The following is an 18,267-nucleotide window of genomic DNA, read 5'->3' as shown; positions in this document are numbered from 1 at the left end:
GTCACGGTGATGAACCCTCAGGCGGGCGGCGGACTGGCCGTGTACGAGGAGGCGCGCTCGCTGCTCGACTGGGGCTTCGCGGCGGCCGGCCGTGTCGATCCCGTGGGGACGCTGCTCGACACACGTGCCGTCCCCGCGGCCGGACCCTCCGCCCCCTCCAGACCCACCGCGCGCCCCGGTCGCGCGGCCCGGCCCGCGGCCACCGCCCGGCCCGACACCGCCCAACCCGTGAACAGCGCACGGCCGATGGCCGCAGCGCCGCCCGAGGACGAGGGGCTCGGCTGGTCCGGCGCGGCCGAGATCGCCGGTGCCGCCGTACTGGGGGCGGCGGGCGTCGCACTGGCCCTGCGGCTCAAGGCGGACCGGGCAGGGCGCGGCTGACCCACCGGCAGCCACAGCAGCAGCCCGAGCGTGATCCACGCATACGTGTTGCTGCCGAGGAAGCCGTCGAGACCCGAAACGTCGTCGAACCACAGCCACACCACGCTGCTGCACAGCACCGCGTACAGGGCCGCCGCGACCCGCAGCCGGCGCCGCCGCAGCAGCACGGCGAAGGACGGCAGCAGCCAGACGAGATGGTGCACCCAGGTGATCGGGCTGACGAGACAGGCGGCCAGCCCGGTCAGGGAGAAGGCGGCGATCCAGTCCTCGTCGGCGAGAGCACGCGAGGTCCGCCGCGCCCAGACGCACAGGACCAGCAGGGCCAGCGTCGCCCACAGCGCCCTGCTCGGCTCCTGCGGTGCCACGAGCCGTGCCAGCACCCCCTGAAGCGACTGGTTGGAGACATAGTCCAGACGCCCGATGCGGGTCGTGTCCCACAGCGCGTCGGTCCAGTAGAAGCGCGAGGCGTCCGGCATCGCCCAGGCCGCCAGTGCGGTCGCCGCGCCGGCGACGGCCGTGGCGACACCGGCGGCCCGCCGACGGCGGCCGAGCAGCAGCAGCACGATGAACAGCGCCGGGGTGAGTTTGACCGCCGCGGCGAGACCGATGCCGACGCCCGCCCAGCGGCCCCGCCCGCGCGACAGCAGCCAGGCGTCGCTCAGGACGAGGGCGAGCAGCACCAGGTTGACCTGGCCGAAGCTGAAGGTGTCGCGGACCGGTTCGAACAGGGCCAGCAGACAGGCCGCCAGTGCACAGCCGAACCAGCGGTAGCGGCGCAGTTCGGGCCCGACCAGGATGCCCGTGACCAGAGTGAGCGCGGCGAGGTTGAGCAGCAGGGCGGCGGCGATCGCCGTGTGCAGCCCGACCAGGGCCATCGGCAGCATGCCGAGAGCCGCGAACGGCGGGTAGGTGAAGCCGTACGTCGTTCCCGGCACCCGGTAGTCGTAGATGCTGCCGCCGTGGTGGACCCAGGTGTCGACCGCCCCGTAGTACACGCGCAGGTCGAACCAGTCGCGCAGCAGGGGCACGGTGGCCGTGAACACGCCGACGACGACGGCCAGTACGAGGACGAGGAGGAGTCGCCGGCGGTCGGTGGCGAGCAGCGCCGCCATGCCGCCGGAAACCCGCCCGGCGCCCGGCGTTCTCGCTCCCGTCGTGCCCGTCACCGTGCTCCTCGTGCCGCTCGTGCCGCTCGTGCTCATCGCCCTCGTCCCGATCGCCCCGCTCGTCTCCCCCGTACCACTCGTCCCGCCCAGGGCCGTGCCGTGCTCCGTGCCGTCCGTCATGCCGTCGGTCATGCCGTCCGCTCCAGTCCCGGTGCCTGCGGCTGCGCCGCCTGGCGGGCCTGCAAGAGCACGACGAGGGCGAGCAGGCCTCCGGAGACGGCGAGGATCACCTGTCCGGCGTCCGCGGGCGACCCGCTGGGCAGGACCGCGAGCGCGAGCACCGCGCTGGCGGCCGCGACCCGGCCGCGCACCGACCCCGTGGGCGCCGCCGCCGCGATGAGGAACAGGCCCCACAGCGCGTACCACGGCCGGATCGCCGGACCGAACAGCGCCACCGCGGCCAGGCTCAGGCCCAGCGCGTAGACCGGGTGCGGGCGCAGCCGCAGCCATATGAACAGCAGCAGCCCCACGGTCGCCACGAGTCCCGCGGCGTGCCAGACGGGCATCGCGAACGGCGCGAGTCCGCTGCCGAGCTTCTGGAGAAGGGCGCCGGTGACGCGCCCGAGGACGCTGGTGGGTGACCAGTTGTGCGGTGAGACAGGGGTCTTCAGGGCGGCTATCCAGCCGTAGCCCGTACCGGCCACCGCCGTCGCGGCGACGGTCGTGGCGGCCGCGACCACGACGGTGGTCGCCGTGGCCCGCGCGATGCCCCGGTGCCCCTGCCCGCGCCCGCGCAGCGCGATCACCGCCACCAGGCCGAGCGCGGCGGGCGCCTTGACGAGGGCCGCGAGGGTGACCAGGACGATGCCCGCGACGGGCCATCGGCCGCGCGCGGCCACCAGGCCGACGCCGAGCAGCCCGAGCATGATGGCGTCGTTGTGCGCACCGGCCACCAGGTGCAGCAGGACCAGCGGGTTCAGCGCGCCCAGCCACAGCGCGGCGGCCGGATCGGCGCCGCTGTGCCGGGCGAGGCGGGGCAGGGCGGCCGCCATCAGGGCGACACCGAACAGGGCGACCACGCGCATGCCGAGGAGCCCGGCCGGTATCTCCCCGCGGGTCAGCGAAGACAGTCCGCGGGCGACGGCGAGGAAGACCGGGCCGTACGGGGTCGTCGTCGTCTGCCACACGGGCGCCACCTCGTCGGCGAGCGGGCCGCCGAGCCGCGCGGGGCCGTAGGCGTAGACGTCGATGTGGGCGTCGACCATGGCGCCCTGCGCGAGATAGCTGTAGACGTCCCGGCTGAAGAGGGGCGGCGCGAGCAGCAGCGGTGCCGCCCAGGTGGCCAGAACGAGCAGCAGGGAACGCGGGGTCGGCGGTTCCGGCCCGCGCACGACGGTGCCCAGCAGCGCCCAGGCGGCTATCAGCAGGACGACACCGAAGTACACCCCGACCAGGCCCAGTACGGCCCGCCCGGACCCGGGGGCGAGGAGGTCCCGCGCGGGCAGGGCCCCCGCGGTCTCGCCGCCCAGCGCGAGGACGGCGGAACCGGCCAGGCCCAGAGCCTGGCAGCGGCGGAGATCGACGGGGAAAGCCATGGCCAACACTCCGCAAGCGTGTCAACGCCGGGTGGCCGGAAGGCGACGTGGCGCTCTCCGGGCGGGGTCAGGAGCGTGACCTCCGTGTGGTGGCGCGCCTCAGAACACCGACAGGCCGGTGAGCGTCGTGAAGCGGTCCAGGGCCGCCACACCGGCCACCGAGTTGCCGCGTTCGTCGAGACCCGGGCTCCAGACGCACAGGGTGCACCGGCCGGGCACGACGGCGATGATGCCGCCGCCGACCCCGCTCTTGCCGGGGAGCCCGACCCGGTAGGCGAAGTCGCCCGCGGCGTCGTAGGTCCCGCAGGTCAGCATGATCGCGTTGATCTGCTTGGCCTGGCTCCGGGAGAGCAGCCGGCCGCCGTCGGCCCGGATGCCGTGCCGGGCCAGGAATCCGGTGGCGAGGGCGAGATCGGCGCAGGAGGCGGCGATCGAGCACTGGAGGAAGTACTGGTCGAGCAGGTCCGGCACCGGGTTGTCGATGTTGCCGTACGAGGCCATGAAGTGGCCGAGTGCCGCGTTGCGGTCGCCGTTCGCGGTCTCGGAGGCGGCGATGTCCCGGTCGAAGCCGAGCTCCGCGTTGCCGCTCTCGGCCCGCAGGAACTCCAGCAGGACGCCGGCCGCGTCGCCGGTCCGGGTCTGGAGCCGGTCGGTGACGACGAGGGCTCCGGCGTTGATGAACGGGTTGCGCGGGATGCCGTTCTCGTACTCGAGCTGGACCAGGGAGTTGAACGGGTTGCCGGAGGGCTCCCGCCCGACGTGCTCCCACAGGGCGTCGCCCTCGCGGGCCAGGTCGAGGGCGAGGGTGAAGACCTTGGTGATGGACTGCGTGGAGAACGGCTGCCGCCAGTCCCCCACGCCGTACACCGTGCCGTCGAGCTCCGCGACGGCCATGCCGAAGCGGCGTGGATCGCAGGCGGCCAGCGCCGGGATGTAGTCGGCCGGTCTCCCGCGTCCCGGCGTCTGCGCGATCTCGGTGGCGACGCGCTCCAGGATCGGCTGGAAGGTGTGGGAGGACGGGTACGGCGATTTCCCGGGCATGATCGCCATTGTGCCGTCCGCCCCGTCCCGAGGCCCGGCGTCCTGGTCGGACGGGGTGCGGGGAACAGCACAGGGGGCGCGGAGCCGGAATCCGGCTTCGCGCCCCCTGTGGGCGGACCCTTCGTGCCCGGAGCCTGTTCGCACCGGCGCCCGGAGCGGTGTCAGCTGTCGATGACGCCCGCGCCGAGCAGCCCGAAGAGCAGCACGCCGATGACGATGCGGTAGATCACGAAGGCGTTGAAGGAGTGCTTGGCGACGAACTTCAGCAGCCAGGCGATCGAGGCGTAGGCGACCACGAACGACACGAGGGTGCCGGCGATCAGCGGAGCGGCGCCCACACCGGTGCCCAGGGCGTCCTTGAGCTCGTAGATGCCCGCGCCGGTCAGGGCCGGGATGCCGAGGAAGAAGGAGAGCCGGGTGGCGGCGACGCGGTCCAGGTCGAGGATGAGGCCCGTCGACATGGTGGCGCCGGAGCGCGAGAAGCCCGGGAAGAGCAGGGCGAGGATCTGGGAGCTGCCGACCAGCATCGCGTCCTTGAACGAGACGTCGTCCTCACCGCGCTTGTGACGGCCCATCTGGTCGGCCACCCACATCACGCCACTGCCGACGATCAGCGAACCGGCCACCACCCACAGGGAGGCCAGCGGACCCTCGATGAGCTTCTTGGCACCGAGACCCACGGCCACGATCGGGATCGTCGCGTAGATGACCCACCAGGCGAACTTGTAGTCGTGGCTCTGGCGCTCGTTCTTGTCGCGCAGGCCACGGCCCCAGGCGGAGACGATCCGCACGATGTCCTTGAAGAAGTACACGAGCACGGCGGCGATCGCGCCGACCTGGATGACCGCGGAGAAGCCGACGACGGCGTCGTCGTCGACGGGGATTCCCATCAGGCCCTCGGTGATCTTGAGGTGGCCGGTCGAGGAGACGGGAAGGAATTCGGTCACCCCCTCGACGACTCCGAGGACGACGGCCTGACCGACGTTGATGACGCTCATGGGATCCAGTTCTGAAAGTTGGTCGACAGTGCTGTAGACGGTGCAGGAGACAGTGTTACGTATCCACGAGGACGCCCGACACCTAGGTCCACAAAGCTTGTGCAAACGAGACCCCGGCGAACGCCGCGCCCAGGCCCGCCGTCACGCTCACGATCACGTTGGCGGCAGCGTAGAACGCCGCCCCCGTCTCGGTCAGCCGCAGGGTCTCGTACGAGAACGTCGAGTACGTGGTGAGCGCCCCGCACAGGCCGGTCCCGATCAGCAGTTGCAGGTGTCCGGACACCTGCCCCGCCGAGACGGCACCGGTCAGCAGACCGAGGATCAGGCACCCTGTCACGTTCACGACGAGGGTGCCCCAGGGGAAGACCGTATCGTGCTTCCGCTGTACCGCCCGGTCGGTCAGATACCGCAGGGGTGCGCCGACCGCGGCGCCGATGATCACCAGCAGCCAGTTCACCGCGGCGTCCCGCCTTCCCCTGCCGGGTCACCGCCGGTCGGGCCGGAGTCGTCGTCGGCTGCGGCGCCGCGGCCTGTGTAACGGATCACCTCACAGGGGTCGAGGACCACCAGACCCTCGGTGACGAGTTCGTCGAGCTCCGGCAGGAACGCCCGGACCCGCTCCTCGGTGTCCACGACGATCACGGCCACCGGCAGGTCCTCGCTCAGCGAGAGCAGCCGCGAGGTGTGGACGAGGGAGGAGGCGCCGAATCCCTCGATGCCCCGGAAGACGCTGGCACCCGCGAGGCCCGCGGCGTGGGCGCGGTGCACGATCTCGGCGTAGAGCGGCTTACGGTGCCAGGTGTCGTTCTCGCCGACGAGGACCGTCAGTCTGAGGGCGTCGCCGGTCAGCCTTGTCATCGCCGCCTCCGTGCCAGGGCGCGGCGGGCCGTCGTCGTCCCGAGCCACACCGCCGCGAGCGCCGCGCACAGGGTCGCGGCGAGATAGCCGAGCCCGGTGCCCGGGTGGCCGGTGCCGACCAGGTTCCGGATGTCGACGGCGTACGTGGAGAAGGTGGTGAAGCCGCCGAGGACCCCGGTGCCGAAGAAGGGGCGCGCGAGGCGGTGCACCGCCCGCATGTCGGTGATCAGCACCATGAGCACGCCGATGACGGCGCAGCCCACGACGTTGATCGTGAACGTGGTCCAGGGGAAGCCGCCGTCCGGCGTGGGCCACAGCAGTCCCGCGCCGTAGCGGGCCGAGGCGCCGATGGCGCCGCCCAGCGAGACCGCCGCGACGACCGGGCCCTGGCCGTGCCAGGGGGACGCCGTGCGCGCGGGCGCGCGTGCGGGGGTGCCGGACTCGCCGACGCGCTCGGGATGCGGGACTGTCATGGTTTCCGGGCTCCTACTCGCCGGGCCGGTGCGGGCGCACGGCATCGCAAGCAGGGACCGTTGGCGGCATCCGTGCCGCGGTTCGGGTACGGCGGGCCCCACCGCCGCGCCGCGCTGCAAGATCGCGGCCGGTGACCAGGGTAACGCCGGGCACGCGGGCCGCGCACGCCTGGTCCTTCCCCCGAAAGGCCCGGACGCTCAGCCGGTGGCGCCCGGAAGGTCACAGACCGCGAGGCCCCGTTCCCAGATGCTCCCGAGGATCAGCCGGCCCTCGGACTCACAGACGCTGGTCACCATCCGGAAACGTGCTCGGCGGCTCTCCAGGTGGTGCAGGACGGCGCCGTCGTCATCGACCGCGAGGACACCGGTGGTGCCCGGTGGTCTGAAGGGCGCGCGCACGGCGATCCGGGCCGCGGCGCGCCGGACCGCCGGGCCCCGGCGGTGCAGGTATTCCAGGGCGCCGACGCGGGGGCCCGCCAGGGCCACCCAGATCGGGCCGTCCGGGGCGCGCCAGAGGTTGTCCGGCTGGCCGGGGAGGTCGTCGGCGAAGGTCTCGGACCGGCCCGCTCGCGGCCCGGTGAGCCAGTAGCGGACGAGCCGGAACGCGCCGGTCTCCGCGACGACGAGGAACGACTCGTCGGCCGAGGCGGCGAGACCATTGGCGAACTGCAGCCCCTCCAGGAGCACTTCGGGTTCGGTCTCCCCCGGCGCGAGGCGCAGCAGACAGCCGGATCCGGTGTGTTCGACGAGATCGCCGATCCACTGCTTCAGGGGGTAACTCCGGCTGGAGACGGTGAAGTACACGGTGCCGTCCGAGAGGGCGACCACATTGCTGCAGAAGCGCAGCGGTACTCCGGCGACCCGGTCGGCGAGGACGCGGACCACTCCGTCCTCCAGCCCGACCCGCAGCAGTCCGCGTTCGGCATCGCACACCAGCAGAGCGTTGTCCGGCAGGAGTTCGAGGCCGAGCGGTCTGCCGCCCGTCTCGGCGACGACCTTGACACCGGTGCGGTCGGGGTCGCCGAGGCCTTCGACGCGTACGATGCGGCCGTCCTCCAGACCGGTCAGCACCCCGCCCCGGGAGTCGGCCACCACGTCCTCGGGGCCGCGGCCGCCGAGCGACACCGCGCGCCGGGGCGAAAGGGCGGTGACCGCCGTCGTGCCGGACCCGTCTCCCACGCGTCTACCAGCCCTTCTCGAAGTAGTGGCTCACTTCGGCGATACGGTACTCGTCAGGACGGTAGTAGGTCCGCCGCCCGACCTTCTTGGCCCGCAGCAGACCGACTCCGGTGAGGAGGTCGAGGTGGGTGCGTGCCACGGCCCGGCTCACGCCGAGTTTGACGGCGAGGGCCTCGGGAGTGACGCCGCCCTCGACGAGGTCGACGGGGCGCCGGTGCGGGAAGTGCGTCACGGGGTCGCGCAACCACTCCAGGATGTCCAGCCTTTGACCGCTGCCGGGCCCCTTGAGCATGTCGTCCCCCTCCGTCGTGACGGTCTCCCGCCACTGTCCCGCAGCCGGCTGCGGCACGCACTGCCTTCCGGCGACCCTGGCCGGAGCCGGACGGCTCGGAAAACGCACGGGGCCCGGCCGCACCGGCGGCCGGACCCCGTCGCCCTCAGCGGTGACCGAACAGGGACATGGCCGGAAGAGCCTTGTCGTCGAAGCCGAACAGGGCCTGGTTCTCCCATCCGTTGCCGGAGGTGGAGTCGGCCGGGTCCCAGCCGTTGCCGGTGACCGCCGTCCAGGTGGCCTCCCAGTAGAAGACGCCGAGACCGCGGCCGTTCGGCACGGCCTCCACGACGTTCATGACGTCACGCAGCCAGTTGGACTGCCCGGCGGTCGTGGCCGCGTAGCCGGAGACCAGTTCGGCGGTCGTGTCGATCTGGTTGGTGAGCGCGTCGTCACTGTCCAGACGGAAGGGGTAGGCCGTCTCGGCGAGGAAGACCGGCTTGGCGTAGCGGGAGGCCGCGTCGTCCAGGGTGGTCTGGAAGTCGTAGAGCGAGCCGTGCCAGTAGCCGTAGTAGGACAGGCCGATGGCGTCGAACTTCACGCCGTTGGCGAGGGCGGTGTCGAACCACCAGCGGGTACCGGTGAGATCGCCGCCCTTGGCGAGGTGCAGGGCCACGACGGTCGAGGAGCTGACCGCCTTGGCCGCGTCGTAGCCGGAGTTGAGCAGTCCCGCGAGCTGCGCGAAGTTGTCCGTGGAGCCCTCGGACCAGAGCATGCCGCCGTTGATCTCGTTGCCGATCTGCACCATGTCGGCCGTGGTGCCCTGCGCCTTCAGGGCGTTCAGGACGTCGTACGTGTGGTTGTAGACGTCCGTCTTCAGCTGGCTGTACGAGTGTCCGGCCCAGGCGGCCGGCTTGGTCTGGGTGCCGGGGTCGGCCCAGGTGTCCGAGTAGTGGAAGTCGACCAGGAGCTTCATGCCCTGCGCCTTGATGCGCTTGGCCATCGCAAGGACCCGGGCCTTGTTGTTGTAGCCGTCGGCCGGGTTCACCCAGACCTTCAGGCGCGCGTAGTTCATCCCGGAGGACTTGAGGATGGCGAGCGCGTCGCCGGTGGTGCCGGAACTGGTCTTGTAGACCCCGCCGTAGGCCTCGCTCTTGGCGAGGGAGGAGATGTCGGAGCCCTTGACGGTCAGTCCGGTGGTGCCGGAGGTGAACGTCAGGTCGTCGACGTTGATCCAGTTTCCGGCGTTGGCGTCGGAGTAGACGCTGACCGTGCACTGGTTGCTCGTCACGGAGACGGGCACGACCAGGTGGATCCACCCGCTGGCGGAGACCGGCAGATCGGTGCGCTGCTCGGTGCCGCCGCAGTTCTTCAGGGCGAGGTAGGCGGAGTTCTGTCCGCCGCCCGAGCGCACCCATGCGGTGAGCTTGTAGCTCCCGTTGGTCAGCCCGGTGAGGGTCTGGTAGGTCTCCACCTTGTAGGCCGAGGCGGAGTAGTGGCTGAGGCGGTAACTCCCGCCGTGGCCACCGGCTTCGACGTACGAGGCGGCGGTGGTGCCGGACTCCGACCAGCCGCTGGGAACGGCGGTGCCGGTCCCGTCGGCCTCGAATCCGGCGTTGGTCAGGGTGCTCGCCGCCTGCGCGGTCTGCGCGGGGAGGGCGGTGAGGGCGAGCCCGGCCGCGAGCGGCAGCAGCAGGGCCCTGAGTGTGCGTCTGGGATGGAACATCATCGTCCGTCGTCCCTTCGACGTGGTGGGGAGAGGTGCCCCCGGCGGATCCGGGTGGATCCGGGGGCGAACCCCTCCGCCCGCGGCTTCACGGCTCGCACGGGCGGAGGGGGGGTCGGGGCGCCGCCGAGTGCTGTGACGCGGGCGGCGGTTGAAGCGACCGGCGGGCCGTGCGGCCCTGCCGGATGGGGGGATCGCCGGGTGGTGACCCGGAGGACTCGGTGCGGTCGCCGGGAACGCGAGCCCGGAGGGTGATCGGGCGCGCCCCGCACGGGTCCCGACGACCGGTGCTGTGGGTGCGGCTGGTGCGGTCGTAACGGGCGCCGACCGGTGTCCTTCGGATCGGCCTGGCCAAAGTCCTTGCAAGCGCGCCCGGTTGGACCTTGGTCCGGACACGTCCCGTGCGTCGAAGGCCGGTTGACCTGGCCACGGGGCAGACCCGCACCCCGGGCGGCCGGTCACCCCAGGGCCCGGGTGCGGCCCGAATCCCGCCTCCGGTCGTGCCGGGACCCGGTCAAGGCGCATGCAGGACGAGTTGGTTGGGCCTGACCGCAGGAAGGACGAACCCTGCGGAACCGTGCCCCGGTCAGCCGTCGAGGCGTACGACCCGCACCGCGCCCGCCGGAACCGCGAGCCGGCCGGCGGCGCGTTCGCCCGTGAGGAGCTCGGTGCCGTGCGCGTCCAGCGGCACCTTGGCGTCGGACGCGGTGTGGTTGACGGCGAAGACGTAGGTGCCGGACTCGCCGGTACGGCGCACCACTTCGACATCACGGGGCAGATCCGCGCGCGGCGCGATGCGCGCGTCGTCGGCCACCCAGCCGATCAGCGCGTCCAGCCCCTCGGCCGCGAGGCGCGTGGACACGTACCAGGCCGAGCCCGCGCCGCTCTGGTGCCGGGTGACCGCCGGATGCCCGGCGGTGAGCCCGTCGGCGTACGTCCACACGGTCTCGGCGCCGCGCGGCACCACGAACTCGGTCCACACGTCACCGGTGAGTTCGGAGCCGTCGGGCCCGGTGATCCGGACGATTTCCCCCTGGAGCAGCGGGGAGAACTCCTCGACGTTCAGGCCGAGTACGTCCCGCAGGGCGCCGGGATGGGGGCCTTCGTGGAGGGCGTCGTGCTCGTCGACGATGCCGGAGAAGTAGGAGACGAGGAGGGTGCCGCCGCTGTCGACGTACTCCCTGAGGTTGTCCGCCGCGGCCTCGGTCATCAGATAGAGGGCGGGTACGACGACAAGGGGATAGGCCGACAAGTCGGCTTCCGGGTGGGCGAAGTCGACGGTGAGGTGACGGTCGTAGAGGGCCTCGTAGAAGGCGTCGGCGCGCTCGCGGGCGTCGTGGTCCTCGCTCGGGCGCCATTGCAGGCTCTGCGCCCACCAGGACTGCCAGTCCCACAGGACGGCCACGTCGGCGACCGTGCGGGTGCCCTTGACGGAGGCCAGCGAGTCGACGGACGCGCCGAGTTCGACGACCTCGCGCCACACGCGCGAGTCGGTGCCGGCGTGCGGCAGCATCGAGGAGTGGAACTTCTCGGCGCCGCTGCGGGACTGCCGCCACTGGAAGAACATGGCGCCCTCGGAGCCGCGGGCCACGTGGGACAGCGAGTTGCGGGCCATCTGGCCGGGCGCCTTGGCGGGATTGCGGGGCTGCCAGTTGACGCCCGAGGTGGAGTGTTCGAGGAGCAGCCAGGGCGCGCCGCCGGCGACCGAGCGGGTGAGGTCTGCGGCCATCGCGAGGTTGACGTGGGTGCGGCGGCCGTCGGTCATCAGATAGTGGTCGTTGGTGACGAGATCGACCTCGCGGCCCCAGGCCCAGTAGTCGACGGAGTCGCACTGGCTGAGGGCCGTCATGAAGTTGGTGGTGACGGGGATGCCCGGCGCGAGGCGGTGGAGGATGTCCCGTTCGGCCACGAAGTTCTCGCGCATGGTGGCGTCGGCGAACCGCTTGTAGTCCAGCGCCTGGGCCGGATTGCCGACGGTCGGGGTCAGGCGCGGCGGGTCGACCTGGTCGAAGTCGGCGTACCGCTGCCCCCAGAAGGCCGTCCCCCAGGCCTCGTTGAGCTCGCCGACGCTCCCGTAGGTGCCGGTCAGCCACCGGCGGAAGTGCTCCGCGCAGGAATCGCAGTAGCAGGCCGAGACGGGGACGCCGTACTCGTTGTGGACGTGCCACAGCGCGAGGGCGGGGTGGTCGGCGTAACGGGTCGCGAGCCGGGTCGTGATGGAGGCGGCCGTGGCGCGGTAGTGGGCGTTGCTGTGGCAGATGGCGCCGCGTGAACCGAAGGCGTAGCGCGTGCCGTCGGCGGCCACGGGGAGCGCCTCGGGGTGTTCGCGGTAGAACCAGGCGGGCGGTGCGACGGTCGGGGTGCCCAGGTCCGCGCGTATGCCGTTCTCGTGGAGCAGGTCGAGGACGCGGTCCAGCCAGCCGAACTCGTAGGTGCCCCGGGCCGGTTCGAGCAGGGCCCAGGAGAAGATCCCGACGCTCACCATCGTGACGCCCGCCTCCCGCATCAGCCGGACGTCCTCGGGCCAGAAGCTTTCCGGCCACTGCTCGGGGTTGTAGTCCCCACCGAAGGCGAGCCCGGTGAGGCCCTTGGGGTTGGTCTCCGGCATGGATCTCTCCCATGTAATCGATCATTTGGGAACGTGCACACACAACGCCAGCGGCGTGAGCCCAACATAACCGCACAGCAACAACCATTGACAAGTGTCCGGGATGTTTCTCTACTGTGAACGCTCACAGAAGCACCGCGAGTGAGCCCAAGGGACGCTCAGGTGCCGGCAGGCGAGCGCGTGAAGGCCCCAGGGCCCGGCGTGCGCTCGCGGTCACCGGTACCGGCCGGCGCACCCCCGCAAGCGAATCGCGCAAGAACAGGGCAGGCCCCCGCAGCAGGCGGAGGCCCAGGTCAGGGGAGAACGTTCCATGCCCAACACGAAGCACAACCGCCTCGTGGCCAGCACCATCGCCGTCGTCCTCGGCGCCACCTCGCTCGTCGCCTGCGGCTCGTCCGACGACGACAAGAGCGAATCCCAGTCCGGACCCGCGACACTGACGTTCTGGACCTGGGCGCCGGGCATGGACAAGGTCGTCGACCTCTGGAACAAGGGGCCGGGGAAGAAGCAGCAGATCACCGTCACGGTGAAGAAGCAGGCGTCCGGCGACACGCTCGTCACCAAGATTCTCACCGCGCACAAGGCGAAGAAGGCACCGGACCTGGTCCAGGCCGAGTACCAGGCGCTGCCGACCCTGGTCAGCAATGACGCGCTCGCCGACATAGCCGCCGAGTCCAAAGAGGCGAAGACCAAGTTCGCCGACGGCGTCTGGCAGCAGACGACGCTGGGGACGGACGCGGTCTACGCGATCCCGCAGGACATCGGCCCGATGATGTTCTACTACCGCGCGGACCTGTTCAAGAAGTACGGCCTGACCGTTCCGGCCACCTGGGAACAGTTCGCCGAGACCGCCCGCGCGCTGAAGAAGAAGGCGCCGGACAAGGCGCTCACCACCTTCTCCGCCAACGACTCCGGTCTCTTCGCGGGTCTGGCCCAGCAGGCCGGCGCCAAGTGGTGGACCACCTCCGGCGACAAGTGGAAGGTCGGCATCGACGACGCGGCCACCCAGAAGGTCGCCGACTTCTGGGGCGGTCTCGTCAAGGAAGGCGCGATCGACAACCAGCCGATGTACCAGCCGGCCTGGAACAAGGCGCTGAACACCGGCAAGCAGATCGCCTGGGTCAGCGCGGTGTGGGCGCCCGGCACTCTGACCACGGCGGCCCCGCAGACCACGGGCAAGTGGGCGATGGCCCCGCTGCCACAGTGGTCGGCCGGCGAGAACGTCACCGGCAGCTGGGGCGGTTCCTCGACGGCCGTCACCACGGACTCCCCGCACAAGGCGGCCGCCGCGAAGTTCGCCGCCTGGCTGAACACCGACCCGCAGGCGGTGGCCGCGCTGGCGAAGGAGAGCGGCATCTACCCTGCGTCCACCAGCGCCCAGAGCGGTGACGCGTTCGCGCAGCCGCCGGCCTTCTTCTCCAACCAGCCGGACTTCTACACCAAGGCCTCGGAGATCGCGAAGACCACCGCCCCGTCCGCGTGGGGCCCGAACGTGAACGTCGCCTACACGACCTTCAACGACGCCTTCGGAGCCGCCGCCAAGAACAAGTCGGACTTCGGTGCCGCCCTGAAGACCATGCAGGACGCCACCGTCGCCGACCTCAAGAAGCAGGGCTTCGGGGTCGCTCAGTGACGACCGCACGCCGGAAGCCGTACGGGGTCAAGGGGGCCCCGTACGGTTTCCTCCTCCCCGCGACGATCCTCTTCGTCCTCTTCTTCGCCCTGCCCATCGGCTACGCGATCTGGCTGAGCCTGCACAAGGTCCAGGTCAAGGGTCTCGGCCTGGGCGCCGGTGCCCGCAAAGAAGTCTGGGCCGGCATCGGGAACTACACCGACGCGCTGACCGACAGCGAACTCGTCGACGGCGCGCTGCGCGTGGCGGGCTATGGCCTCATCGTCGTGCCGGTGATGCTCGGCCTCGCATTGCTCTTCGCGCTCATGCTCGACGCGGAGAAGGTACGCCTGACCCCCTTCACCCGGCTCGCGATCTTCCTGCCGTACGCCATCCCCGGCGTCGTGGCCGCCCTGCTGTGGGGGTTCCTCTACCTCCCGGACGTCAGCCCCTTCTACTTCGTCCTCGGCAAGCTGGGCCTGCCGCAGCCGAACCTGCTGGACGGCGGCCCGCTGTTCCTCGCGCTGTCGAACATCGCGGTGTGGGGCGGCACCGGCTTCAACATGATCGTCATCTACACCTCGCTCCAGGCCATCCCCGCCGAGGTCCGCGAGGCGGCGAAGCTGGACGGCGCCACCCCGCTGCAGACCGCGCTGCGGATCAAGATCCCGATGGTGGCGCCCTCCCTGGTGCTCACCTTCTTCTTCTCGATCATCGCCACGCTCCAGGTGTTCAGCGAGCCGACCACCCTCAAGCCCCTAACCAACTCCGTCTCCACGACCTGGAGTCCGCTGATGAAGGTCTACCGGGACGCGTTCAACACCGGTGACATCTACGCGGCCGCCGCCGAGGCAGTGATCATCGCCGTGGCCACGCTGGTCCTGTCCTTCGGTTTCCTGCGCGCCGCGAACTCCCGTACCAAGCAGGAGGAAGCACGATGAGTTCTCTTGCCGTCCGCAAGGCCGCTCCGGCCGCGGGCACCACCCCCGGCACCGCCCAAGGGCCGCCCCTGCGCGGCCGGATCGCCCTGGTCCCGACCCTCACCCTGCTGCTCGGCGCGCTCTACTGTCTGCTGCCCGTCGCCTGGGTGGTGATCGCGGCCACCAAGTCGGGCCGCGAGCTGTTCTCGACGTTCACGTTCCTGCCGGGCACCGGCTTCACCCAGAACGTCACGGACCTCAACGCCTACCGCGACGGCATCTACTGGAAGTGGATGGGCAACTCCGCCCTCTACGCCGGTCTCGGCGCCCTTCTGTCGACGGCCGTCTCGGCGGTCAGCGGCTACGCGCTCGCGATCTACCGCTTCCGGGGCCGCGAGACCATCTTCAGCGTCCTCTTGGCGGGCGTGCTGATGCCGCCGGTGATCCTCGCGATCCCGCAGTACCTGCTCCTCGCCAAGGCGGACCTGACGGATTCGTACGCCTCCGTGCTCCTGCCGCTCGTCCTGTCCCCGTACGGCGTCTACCTCGCCCGGATCTACGCCGCCGCAGCCGTCCCCGGTGACGTGGTCGAGGCCGGGCGGATGGACGGCGCCGGCGAGTGGCGGATCTTCACCCGGGTCGCGCTGCCCATGATGGTTCCCGGCCTGGTTACGGTGTTCCTGTTCCAGTTCGTGGCCGTGTGGAACAACTTCCTGCTCCCCTACATCATGCTCAGCGACGACGAGAAGTTCCCGATCACCCTCGGCCTGTTCACCCTCCTCGAACAGGGCTCCAACACCCCGGCCCTGTACACCCTGGTCATCACCGGCGCCCTGCTGGCGATCATCCCGCTGGTCGCGCTGTTCCTGGTCATCCAGCGCTTCTGGAGCCTCGACCTGCTGTCCGGAGCCGTAAAGTCATGACCATGAGCAACACGGGGGGTCGGCGCAAGCCGCCGACGATCCATGACGTCGCGCGCGAGGCCGGTGTCTCACGAGGCACCGTGTCACGCGTACTCAACGGCGGGCACTATGTGAGCCCCACGGCGGCGGAGGCCGTCAACGCCGCCATCCGCAGAACGGGCTACGTCGTGAACCGGCACGCCCGCTCACTGATCACCGGACGGTCCGACTCGGTCGGCTTCCTGCTGACCGAGCCGCAGGAGCGGTTCTTCGAGGACCCGAACTTCAACGTCCTGCTGCGCGGCTGCACCCAGGCACTCGCCGCGCACGACGTGCCGCTCCTGCTGATGCTCGCCGGCACCCAGGACGAGCGGCGGCGCATCACGCGGTACATCACGGCCGGCCATGTCGACGGGGTGCTGCTGGTCTCCAGTCATTCCGGCGATCCGGTCGCCGAGGAGCTGCGCGAGGCGGGCGTGCCGCTCGTCGCCTGCGGCAAGCCCATCGGCCTCGTTTCCAAGGTGAGTTACGTGGCCGCCGACGACCGCGACGGCGCCCGGGACATGGTCACGCACCTGCTCTCCCTCGGGCGGCGCCGGATCGGCATGGTCACCGGCCCGCTGGACACCCCCGGCGGTGTCGAGCGTCTGGCGGGCTACCGGGAGGTGCTCGCCGAGGCGGGCGTCGAGGCCGACGACCGTCTCATCGCCTCCGGCGACTACAGCCGCGCCAGCGGTGAGGCGGGCGCCGAACAGCTCCTCGACCGCGCACCGGACGTGGACGCCGTGTTCGTCGCCTCGGACCTGATGGCCCAGGGCGTGCTGACCGCGCTGCGCAAGGCGGGCCGCCGGGTACCGGAGGACGTCGCGGTCGGCGGCTTCGACGACTCCCCCGCCGCGACGGCCGCGACCCCGGCCCTGACCACCATCCGCCAGCCCTGGGACCGCATCAGCTCCGAGATGGTCCGGGTCCTCCTCGCCCAGATCGGCGGCGAGGATCCGGCGGCGGTGATCCTGCCGACGGAGCTGGTGCGCCGCGAGTCCACCTGAGAGCCACACCGGTCAGGATTCGAGAAGCCGTACCCGCCTGCCCCGGCTTAGCGTGAAAGGGCCGCCGGATCGCCGACGGCACGACAGCCGGCCGCCACGGCCGCCACGCACCGTACAGGAGTCGAGATGACCGCCGGAGTCAAGACCATCATCTACCCCGTCAAGGACATCGCGAAGGCGAAGGCCCTGTTCACCCAGCTGCTCGGGGTGGAGCCCTATGTGGACGAGCCGTACTACGTCGGTTTCAAGGACGCGGGCCAGGATGTCGGCCTCGACCCGAACGGCCACTCCAAGGGCCTGACCGGCCCGGTCCCCTTCTGGCACGTCGATGACATCAAGGCGACCCTGGCGGCCCTGCTCGAAGCGGGCGCCGAGACGCTCCAGGAACTCCAGGACGTGGGCAACGGCCGGCTGGTCGCGTCGGTGAAGGACGCGGAAGGCAACCAGTACGGGCTCATCGAGGACCCCACCACCTGACAGGGGGCGCGGGCCGGAAACGGGCGGGGCGACTGGATGCAGGCACACTAATTGCACACTCAACTAGTGGCCCGATCTCTGTTACCGTTCAGTTATGGCAACGAAGACGCCCGGTTCCCGGCTGGAGGACCAGTGGCGGGACATCCTCTCGGTGCACGCCCGCACGATGTGCGAGATCGACCGCGTGCTGCATCCGCACGGCCTGGGAGCCAGTGACTTCGAGGTCCTGGACATCCTCGTATCGGAGACGGTCACGGAGCCCGGCGAGCACTGCCGGGTGCAGAACATCGCGGACCGGGTCCATCTGAGCCAGAGCGCGCTGTCCCGCCTCATCGGCCGGCTGGAGAAGGACGGCCTGGTGGAACGCACCATGTGCCAGGAGGACCGCCGGGGAGTGTGGGTCGCCCTCACCCGGAAGGGTCGCGAGCTGCACGCCGAGGTACTCCCCCTTCAGCGGTCCGCACTCGCCCGCATGCTGAACGGCTGATCCGCCCGCCCCGTCCTTCCTGCGGCCTTCCCACGGCTCTCGCCCAGGACTCGCTACGGCACGCCTTCCGCTCCGTCCGGCAGCCTGACGGCGCCGGAGAGCGGAAGGTGCCCCGCGGCCGACCGTGCTGCTGCCTACCGCGCCGCTACCGCGCCAGCAGCGTGCGCACGCCCTCCGAGGTGAGCGTGAGGCCGTGCGGTGAGGCCGCGTCGATGACGAGGTCCAGATCGCCCGAGGGCCACTGGGAGGCGAGCGCGGCCAGCGGCACGAGACGGTAGCGGGAGACGGAGGGCAGGAGTTCGGCCAGCTCCAGCTCCGAGGTGAACACCGGAACCACCTGTCCGCCTTCGGGGTCGTCCAGGACGGGCAGCGCCACGGCGTGGGGGTCGGCGATGTCCTCGTCCGAGGCGTCGTCCGGCACGGGCACCAGGACGTCGCTGCCGGCGAGGGTGTCGAGCGCGGCGGTGTCGTCGGTGTTCACGGCGAGGGTGTCCAGGGCCTCCTGTGCGGGCGTCGCCGCGGGTGCGGTGGGGTGGTGGTTGTTGTTCACGGGCGTGTCCATGGCAGATCCCCGGATCGTGGCG

General features: G+C 71.0%; 18 protein-coding genes. 6 read left to right on the top strand and 12 right to left on the bottom strand.

Annotated elements, in window-relative coordinates; all coding sequences use genetic code 11:
- Window positions 1–17: 17 nt before the first annotated feature.
- The 11 genes from OG780_RS36950 to OG780_RS36900 form a co-directional block, all read right to left on the bottom strand.
- Window positions 18–1,493: a glycosyltransferase 87 family protein gene (locus OG780_RS36950; protein WP_328458650.1), complete on the bottom strand. Its 1,476-nt coding sequence runs from the start codon at window positions 1,491–1,493 to the stop codon at window positions 18–20.
- 182 nt (window positions 1,494–1,675) lie between these two features.
- Complete coding sequence (mptB, locus tag OG780_RS36945) at window positions 1,676–3,082, bottom strand: polyprenol phosphomannose-dependent alpha 1,6 mannosyltransferase MptB (protein WP_328455593.1); 1,407 nt, start codon at window positions 3,080–3,082, stop codon at window positions 1,676–1,678.
- Between the two features lie 99 nt (window positions 3,083–3,181).
- A complete protein-coding gene (locus tag OG780_RS36940; RefSeq protein WP_443062256.1) occupies window positions 3,182–4,123 on the bottom strand; it encodes a glutaminase in 942 nt (313 codons plus the stop codon).
- Between the two features lie 161 nt (window positions 4,124–4,284).
- Window positions 4,285–5,121 (bottom strand): undecaprenyl-diphosphate phosphatase, encoded by an 837-nt coding sequence (locus OG780_RS36935; protein WP_328455589.1) that lies wholly within the window; start codon window positions 5,119–5,121, stop codon window positions 4,285–4,287.
- 82 nt (window positions 5,122–5,203) lie between these two features.
- Window positions 5,204–5,578 carry a fluoride efflux transporter CrcB gene (gene crcB, locus OG780_RS36930; RefSeq protein ID WP_328455587.1) on the bottom strand — a complete coding sequence of 125 codons (375 nt, stop codon included), beginning with the start codon at window positions 5,576–5,578 and terminating at the stop codon, window positions 5,204–5,206.
- Window positions 5,575–5,979 (bottom strand): DUF190 domain-containing protein, encoded by a 405-nt coding sequence (locus OG780_RS36925; RefSeq protein WP_328455585.1) that lies wholly within the window; start codon window positions 5,977–5,979, stop codon window positions 5,575–5,577. The genes crcB (OG780_RS36930) and OG780_RS36925 overlap by 4 nt, the downstream gene beginning before the upstream one ends.
- Window positions 5,976–6,452 carry a fluoride efflux transporter CrcB gene (gene crcB / locus OG780_RS36920; protein WP_328455583.1) on the bottom strand — a complete coding sequence of 159 codons (477 nt, stop codon included), beginning with the start codon at window positions 6,450–6,452 and terminating at the stop codon, window positions 5,976–5,978. The genes OG780_RS36925 and crcB (OG780_RS36920) overlap by 4 nt, the downstream gene beginning before the upstream one ends.
- A gap of 198 nt (window positions 6,453–6,650) precedes the next feature.
- Window positions 6,651–7,631, bottom strand: a complete 981-nt coding sequence (locus OG780_RS36915) for an SMP-30/gluconolactonase/LRE family protein (RefSeq protein WP_328455581.1) — start codon at window positions 7,629–7,631, stop codon at window positions 6,651–6,653.
- A 4-nt stretch (window positions 7,632–7,635) separates the two neighbouring features.
- Window positions 7,636–7,923, bottom strand: coding sequence for an ArsR/SmtB family transcription factor (locus OG780_RS36910; protein ID WP_328458648.1), 288 nt, complete (start codon window positions 7,921–7,923; stop codon window positions 7,636–7,638).
- 145 nt (window positions 7,924–8,068) lie between these two features.
- Complete coding sequence (locus OG780_RS36905; protein ID WP_328458646.1) at window positions 8,069–9,628, bottom strand: glycoside hydrolase family 53 protein; 1,560 nt, start codon at window positions 9,626–9,628, stop codon at window positions 8,069–8,071.
- Window positions 9,629–10,214: 586 nt separating this feature from the next.
- Complete coding sequence (locus OG780_RS36900) at window positions 10,215–12,236, bottom strand: beta-galactosidase (protein WP_328455579.1); 2,022 nt, start codon at window positions 12,234–12,236, stop codon at window positions 10,215–10,217.
- A 310-nt stretch (window positions 12,237–12,546) separates the two neighbouring features.
- Here OG780_RS36900 and OG780_RS36895 point away from each other — a divergent pair, with 310 nt between their 5' ends.
- From OG780_RS36895 to OG780_RS36870, 6 genes are all read left to right on the top strand, one after another.
- On the top strand, window positions 12,547–13,869 hold the full coding sequence (locus OG780_RS36895) for an extracellular solute-binding protein (protein ID WP_328455577.1): 1,323 nt from the start codon (window positions 12,547–12,549) through the stop codon (window positions 13,867–13,869).
- On the top strand, window positions 13,866–14,789 hold the full coding sequence (locus tag OG780_RS36890; protein WP_328455575.1) for a carbohydrate ABC transporter permease: 924 nt from the start codon (window positions 13,866–13,868) through the stop codon (window positions 14,787–14,789). The genes OG780_RS36895 and OG780_RS36890 overlap by 4 nt, the downstream gene beginning before the upstream one ends.
- Window positions 14,786–15,691 (top strand): carbohydrate ABC transporter permease, encoded by a 906-nt coding sequence (locus OG780_RS36885; protein WP_328455573.1) that lies wholly within the window; start codon window positions 14,786–14,788, stop codon window positions 15,689–15,691. The genes OG780_RS36890 and OG780_RS36885 overlap by 4 nt, the downstream gene beginning before the upstream one ends.
- On the top strand, window positions 15,688–16,719 hold the full coding sequence (locus OG780_RS36880; RefSeq protein WP_328455571.1) for a LacI family DNA-binding transcriptional regulator: 1,032 nt from the start codon (window positions 15,688–15,690) through the stop codon (window positions 16,717–16,719). Before OG780_RS36885 ends, OG780_RS36880 begins: the two co-directional genes overlap by 4 nt.
- Before the next feature lie 126 nt (window positions 16,720–16,845).
- Window positions 16,846–17,196, top strand: a complete 351-nt coding sequence (locus tag OG780_RS36875; RefSeq protein ID WP_328455569.1) for a VOC family protein — start codon at window positions 16,846–16,848, stop codon at window positions 17,194–17,196.
- Between the two features lie 94 nt (window positions 17,197–17,290).
- On the top strand, window positions 17,291–17,683 hold the full coding sequence (locus OG780_RS36870; protein WP_328455567.1) for a MarR family winged helix-turn-helix transcriptional regulator: 393 nt from the start codon (window positions 17,291–17,293) through the stop codon (window positions 17,681–17,683).
- Between the two features lie 145 nt (window positions 17,684–17,828).
- Here the strand turns inward: OG780_RS36870 and OG780_RS36865 are convergent, their stop codons facing one another.
- Window positions 17,829–18,245, bottom strand: coding sequence for an SseB family protein (locus OG780_RS36865; protein ID WP_328455565.1), 417 nt, complete (start codon window positions 18,243–18,245; stop codon window positions 17,829–17,831).
- Window positions 18,246–18,267 lie beyond the last annotated feature (22 nt).

Origin of the sequence: Streptomyces sp. NBC_00386, assembly GCF_036063235.1 — a bacterium.
GTDB lineage: Bacteria > Actinomycetota > Actinomycetes > Streptomycetales > Streptomycetaceae > Streptomyces.
The sequence above is the reverse complement of the archived record's forward strand: the minus strand, read 5'-3'. Positions and strand labels throughout refer to the sequence as shown.

What these genes read in the sequence shown, in the direction of transcription:
- OG780_RS36885 (WP_328455573.1), top strand. Translation starts at nt 14,786, where the DNA reads ATGAGTTCTCTTGCCGTCCGCAAGGCCGCTCCGGCCGCGGGCACCACC.
- OG780_RS36935 (WP_328455589.1), bottom strand. Translation starts at nt 5,121, where the DNA reads ATGAGCGTCATCAACGTCGGTCAGGCCGTCGTCCTCGGAGTCGTCGAG.
- OG780_RS36905 (WP_328458646.1), bottom strand. Translation starts at nt 9,628, where the DNA reads ATGTTCCATCCCAGACGCACACTCAGGGCCCTGCTGCTGCCGCTCGCG.
- OG780_RS36875 (WP_328455569.1), top strand. Translation starts at nt 16,846, where the DNA reads ATGACCGCCGGAGTCAAGACCATCATCTACCCCGTCAAGGACATCGCG.
- OG780_RS36950 (WP_328458650.1), bottom strand. Translation starts at nt 1,493, where the DNA reads ATGGCGGCGCTGCTCGCCACCGACCGCCGGCGACTCCTCCTCGTCCTC.
- OG780_RS36880 (WP_328455571.1), top strand. Translation starts at nt 15,688, where the DNA reads ATGACCATGAGCAACACGGGGGGTCGGCGCAAGCCGCCGACGATCCAT.
- crcB (WP_328455583.1), bottom strand. Translation starts at nt 6,452, where the DNA reads ATGACAGTCCCGCATCCCGAGCGCGTCGGCGAGTCCGGCACCCCCGCA.
- OG780_RS36895 (WP_328455577.1), top strand. Translation starts at nt 12,547, where the DNA reads ATGCCCAACACGAAGCACAACCGCCTCGTGGCCAGCACCATCGCCGTC.
- OG780_RS36925 (WP_328455585.1), bottom strand. Translation starts at nt 5,979, where the DNA reads ATGACAAGGCTGACCGGCGACGCCCTCAGACTGACGGTCCTCGTCGGC.
- OG780_RS36900 (WP_328455579.1), bottom strand. Translation starts at nt 12,236, where the DNA reads ATGCCGGAGACCAACCCCAAGGGCCTCACCGGGCTCGCCTTCGGTGGG.
- OG780_RS36865 (WP_328455565.1), bottom strand. Translation starts at nt 18,245, where the DNA reads ATGGACACGCCCGTGAACAACAACCACCACCCCACCGCACCCGCGGCG.
- OG780_RS36870 (WP_328455567.1), top strand. Translation starts at nt 17,291, where the DNA reads ATGGCAACGAAGACGCCCGGTTCCCGGCTGGAGGACCAGTGGCGGGAC.
- OG780_RS36910 (WP_328458648.1), bottom strand. Translation starts at nt 7,923, where the DNA reads ATGCTCAAGGGGCCCGGCAGCGGTCAAAGGCTGGACATCCTGGAGTGG.
- OG780_RS36940 (WP_443062256.1), bottom strand. Translation starts at nt 4,123, where the DNA reads ATGCCCGGGAAATCGCCGTACCCGTCCTCCCACACCTTCCAGCCGATC.
- mptB (WP_328455593.1), bottom strand. Translation starts at nt 3,082, where the DNA reads ATGGCTTTCCCCGTCGATCTCCGCCGCTGCCAGGCTCTGGGCCTGGCC.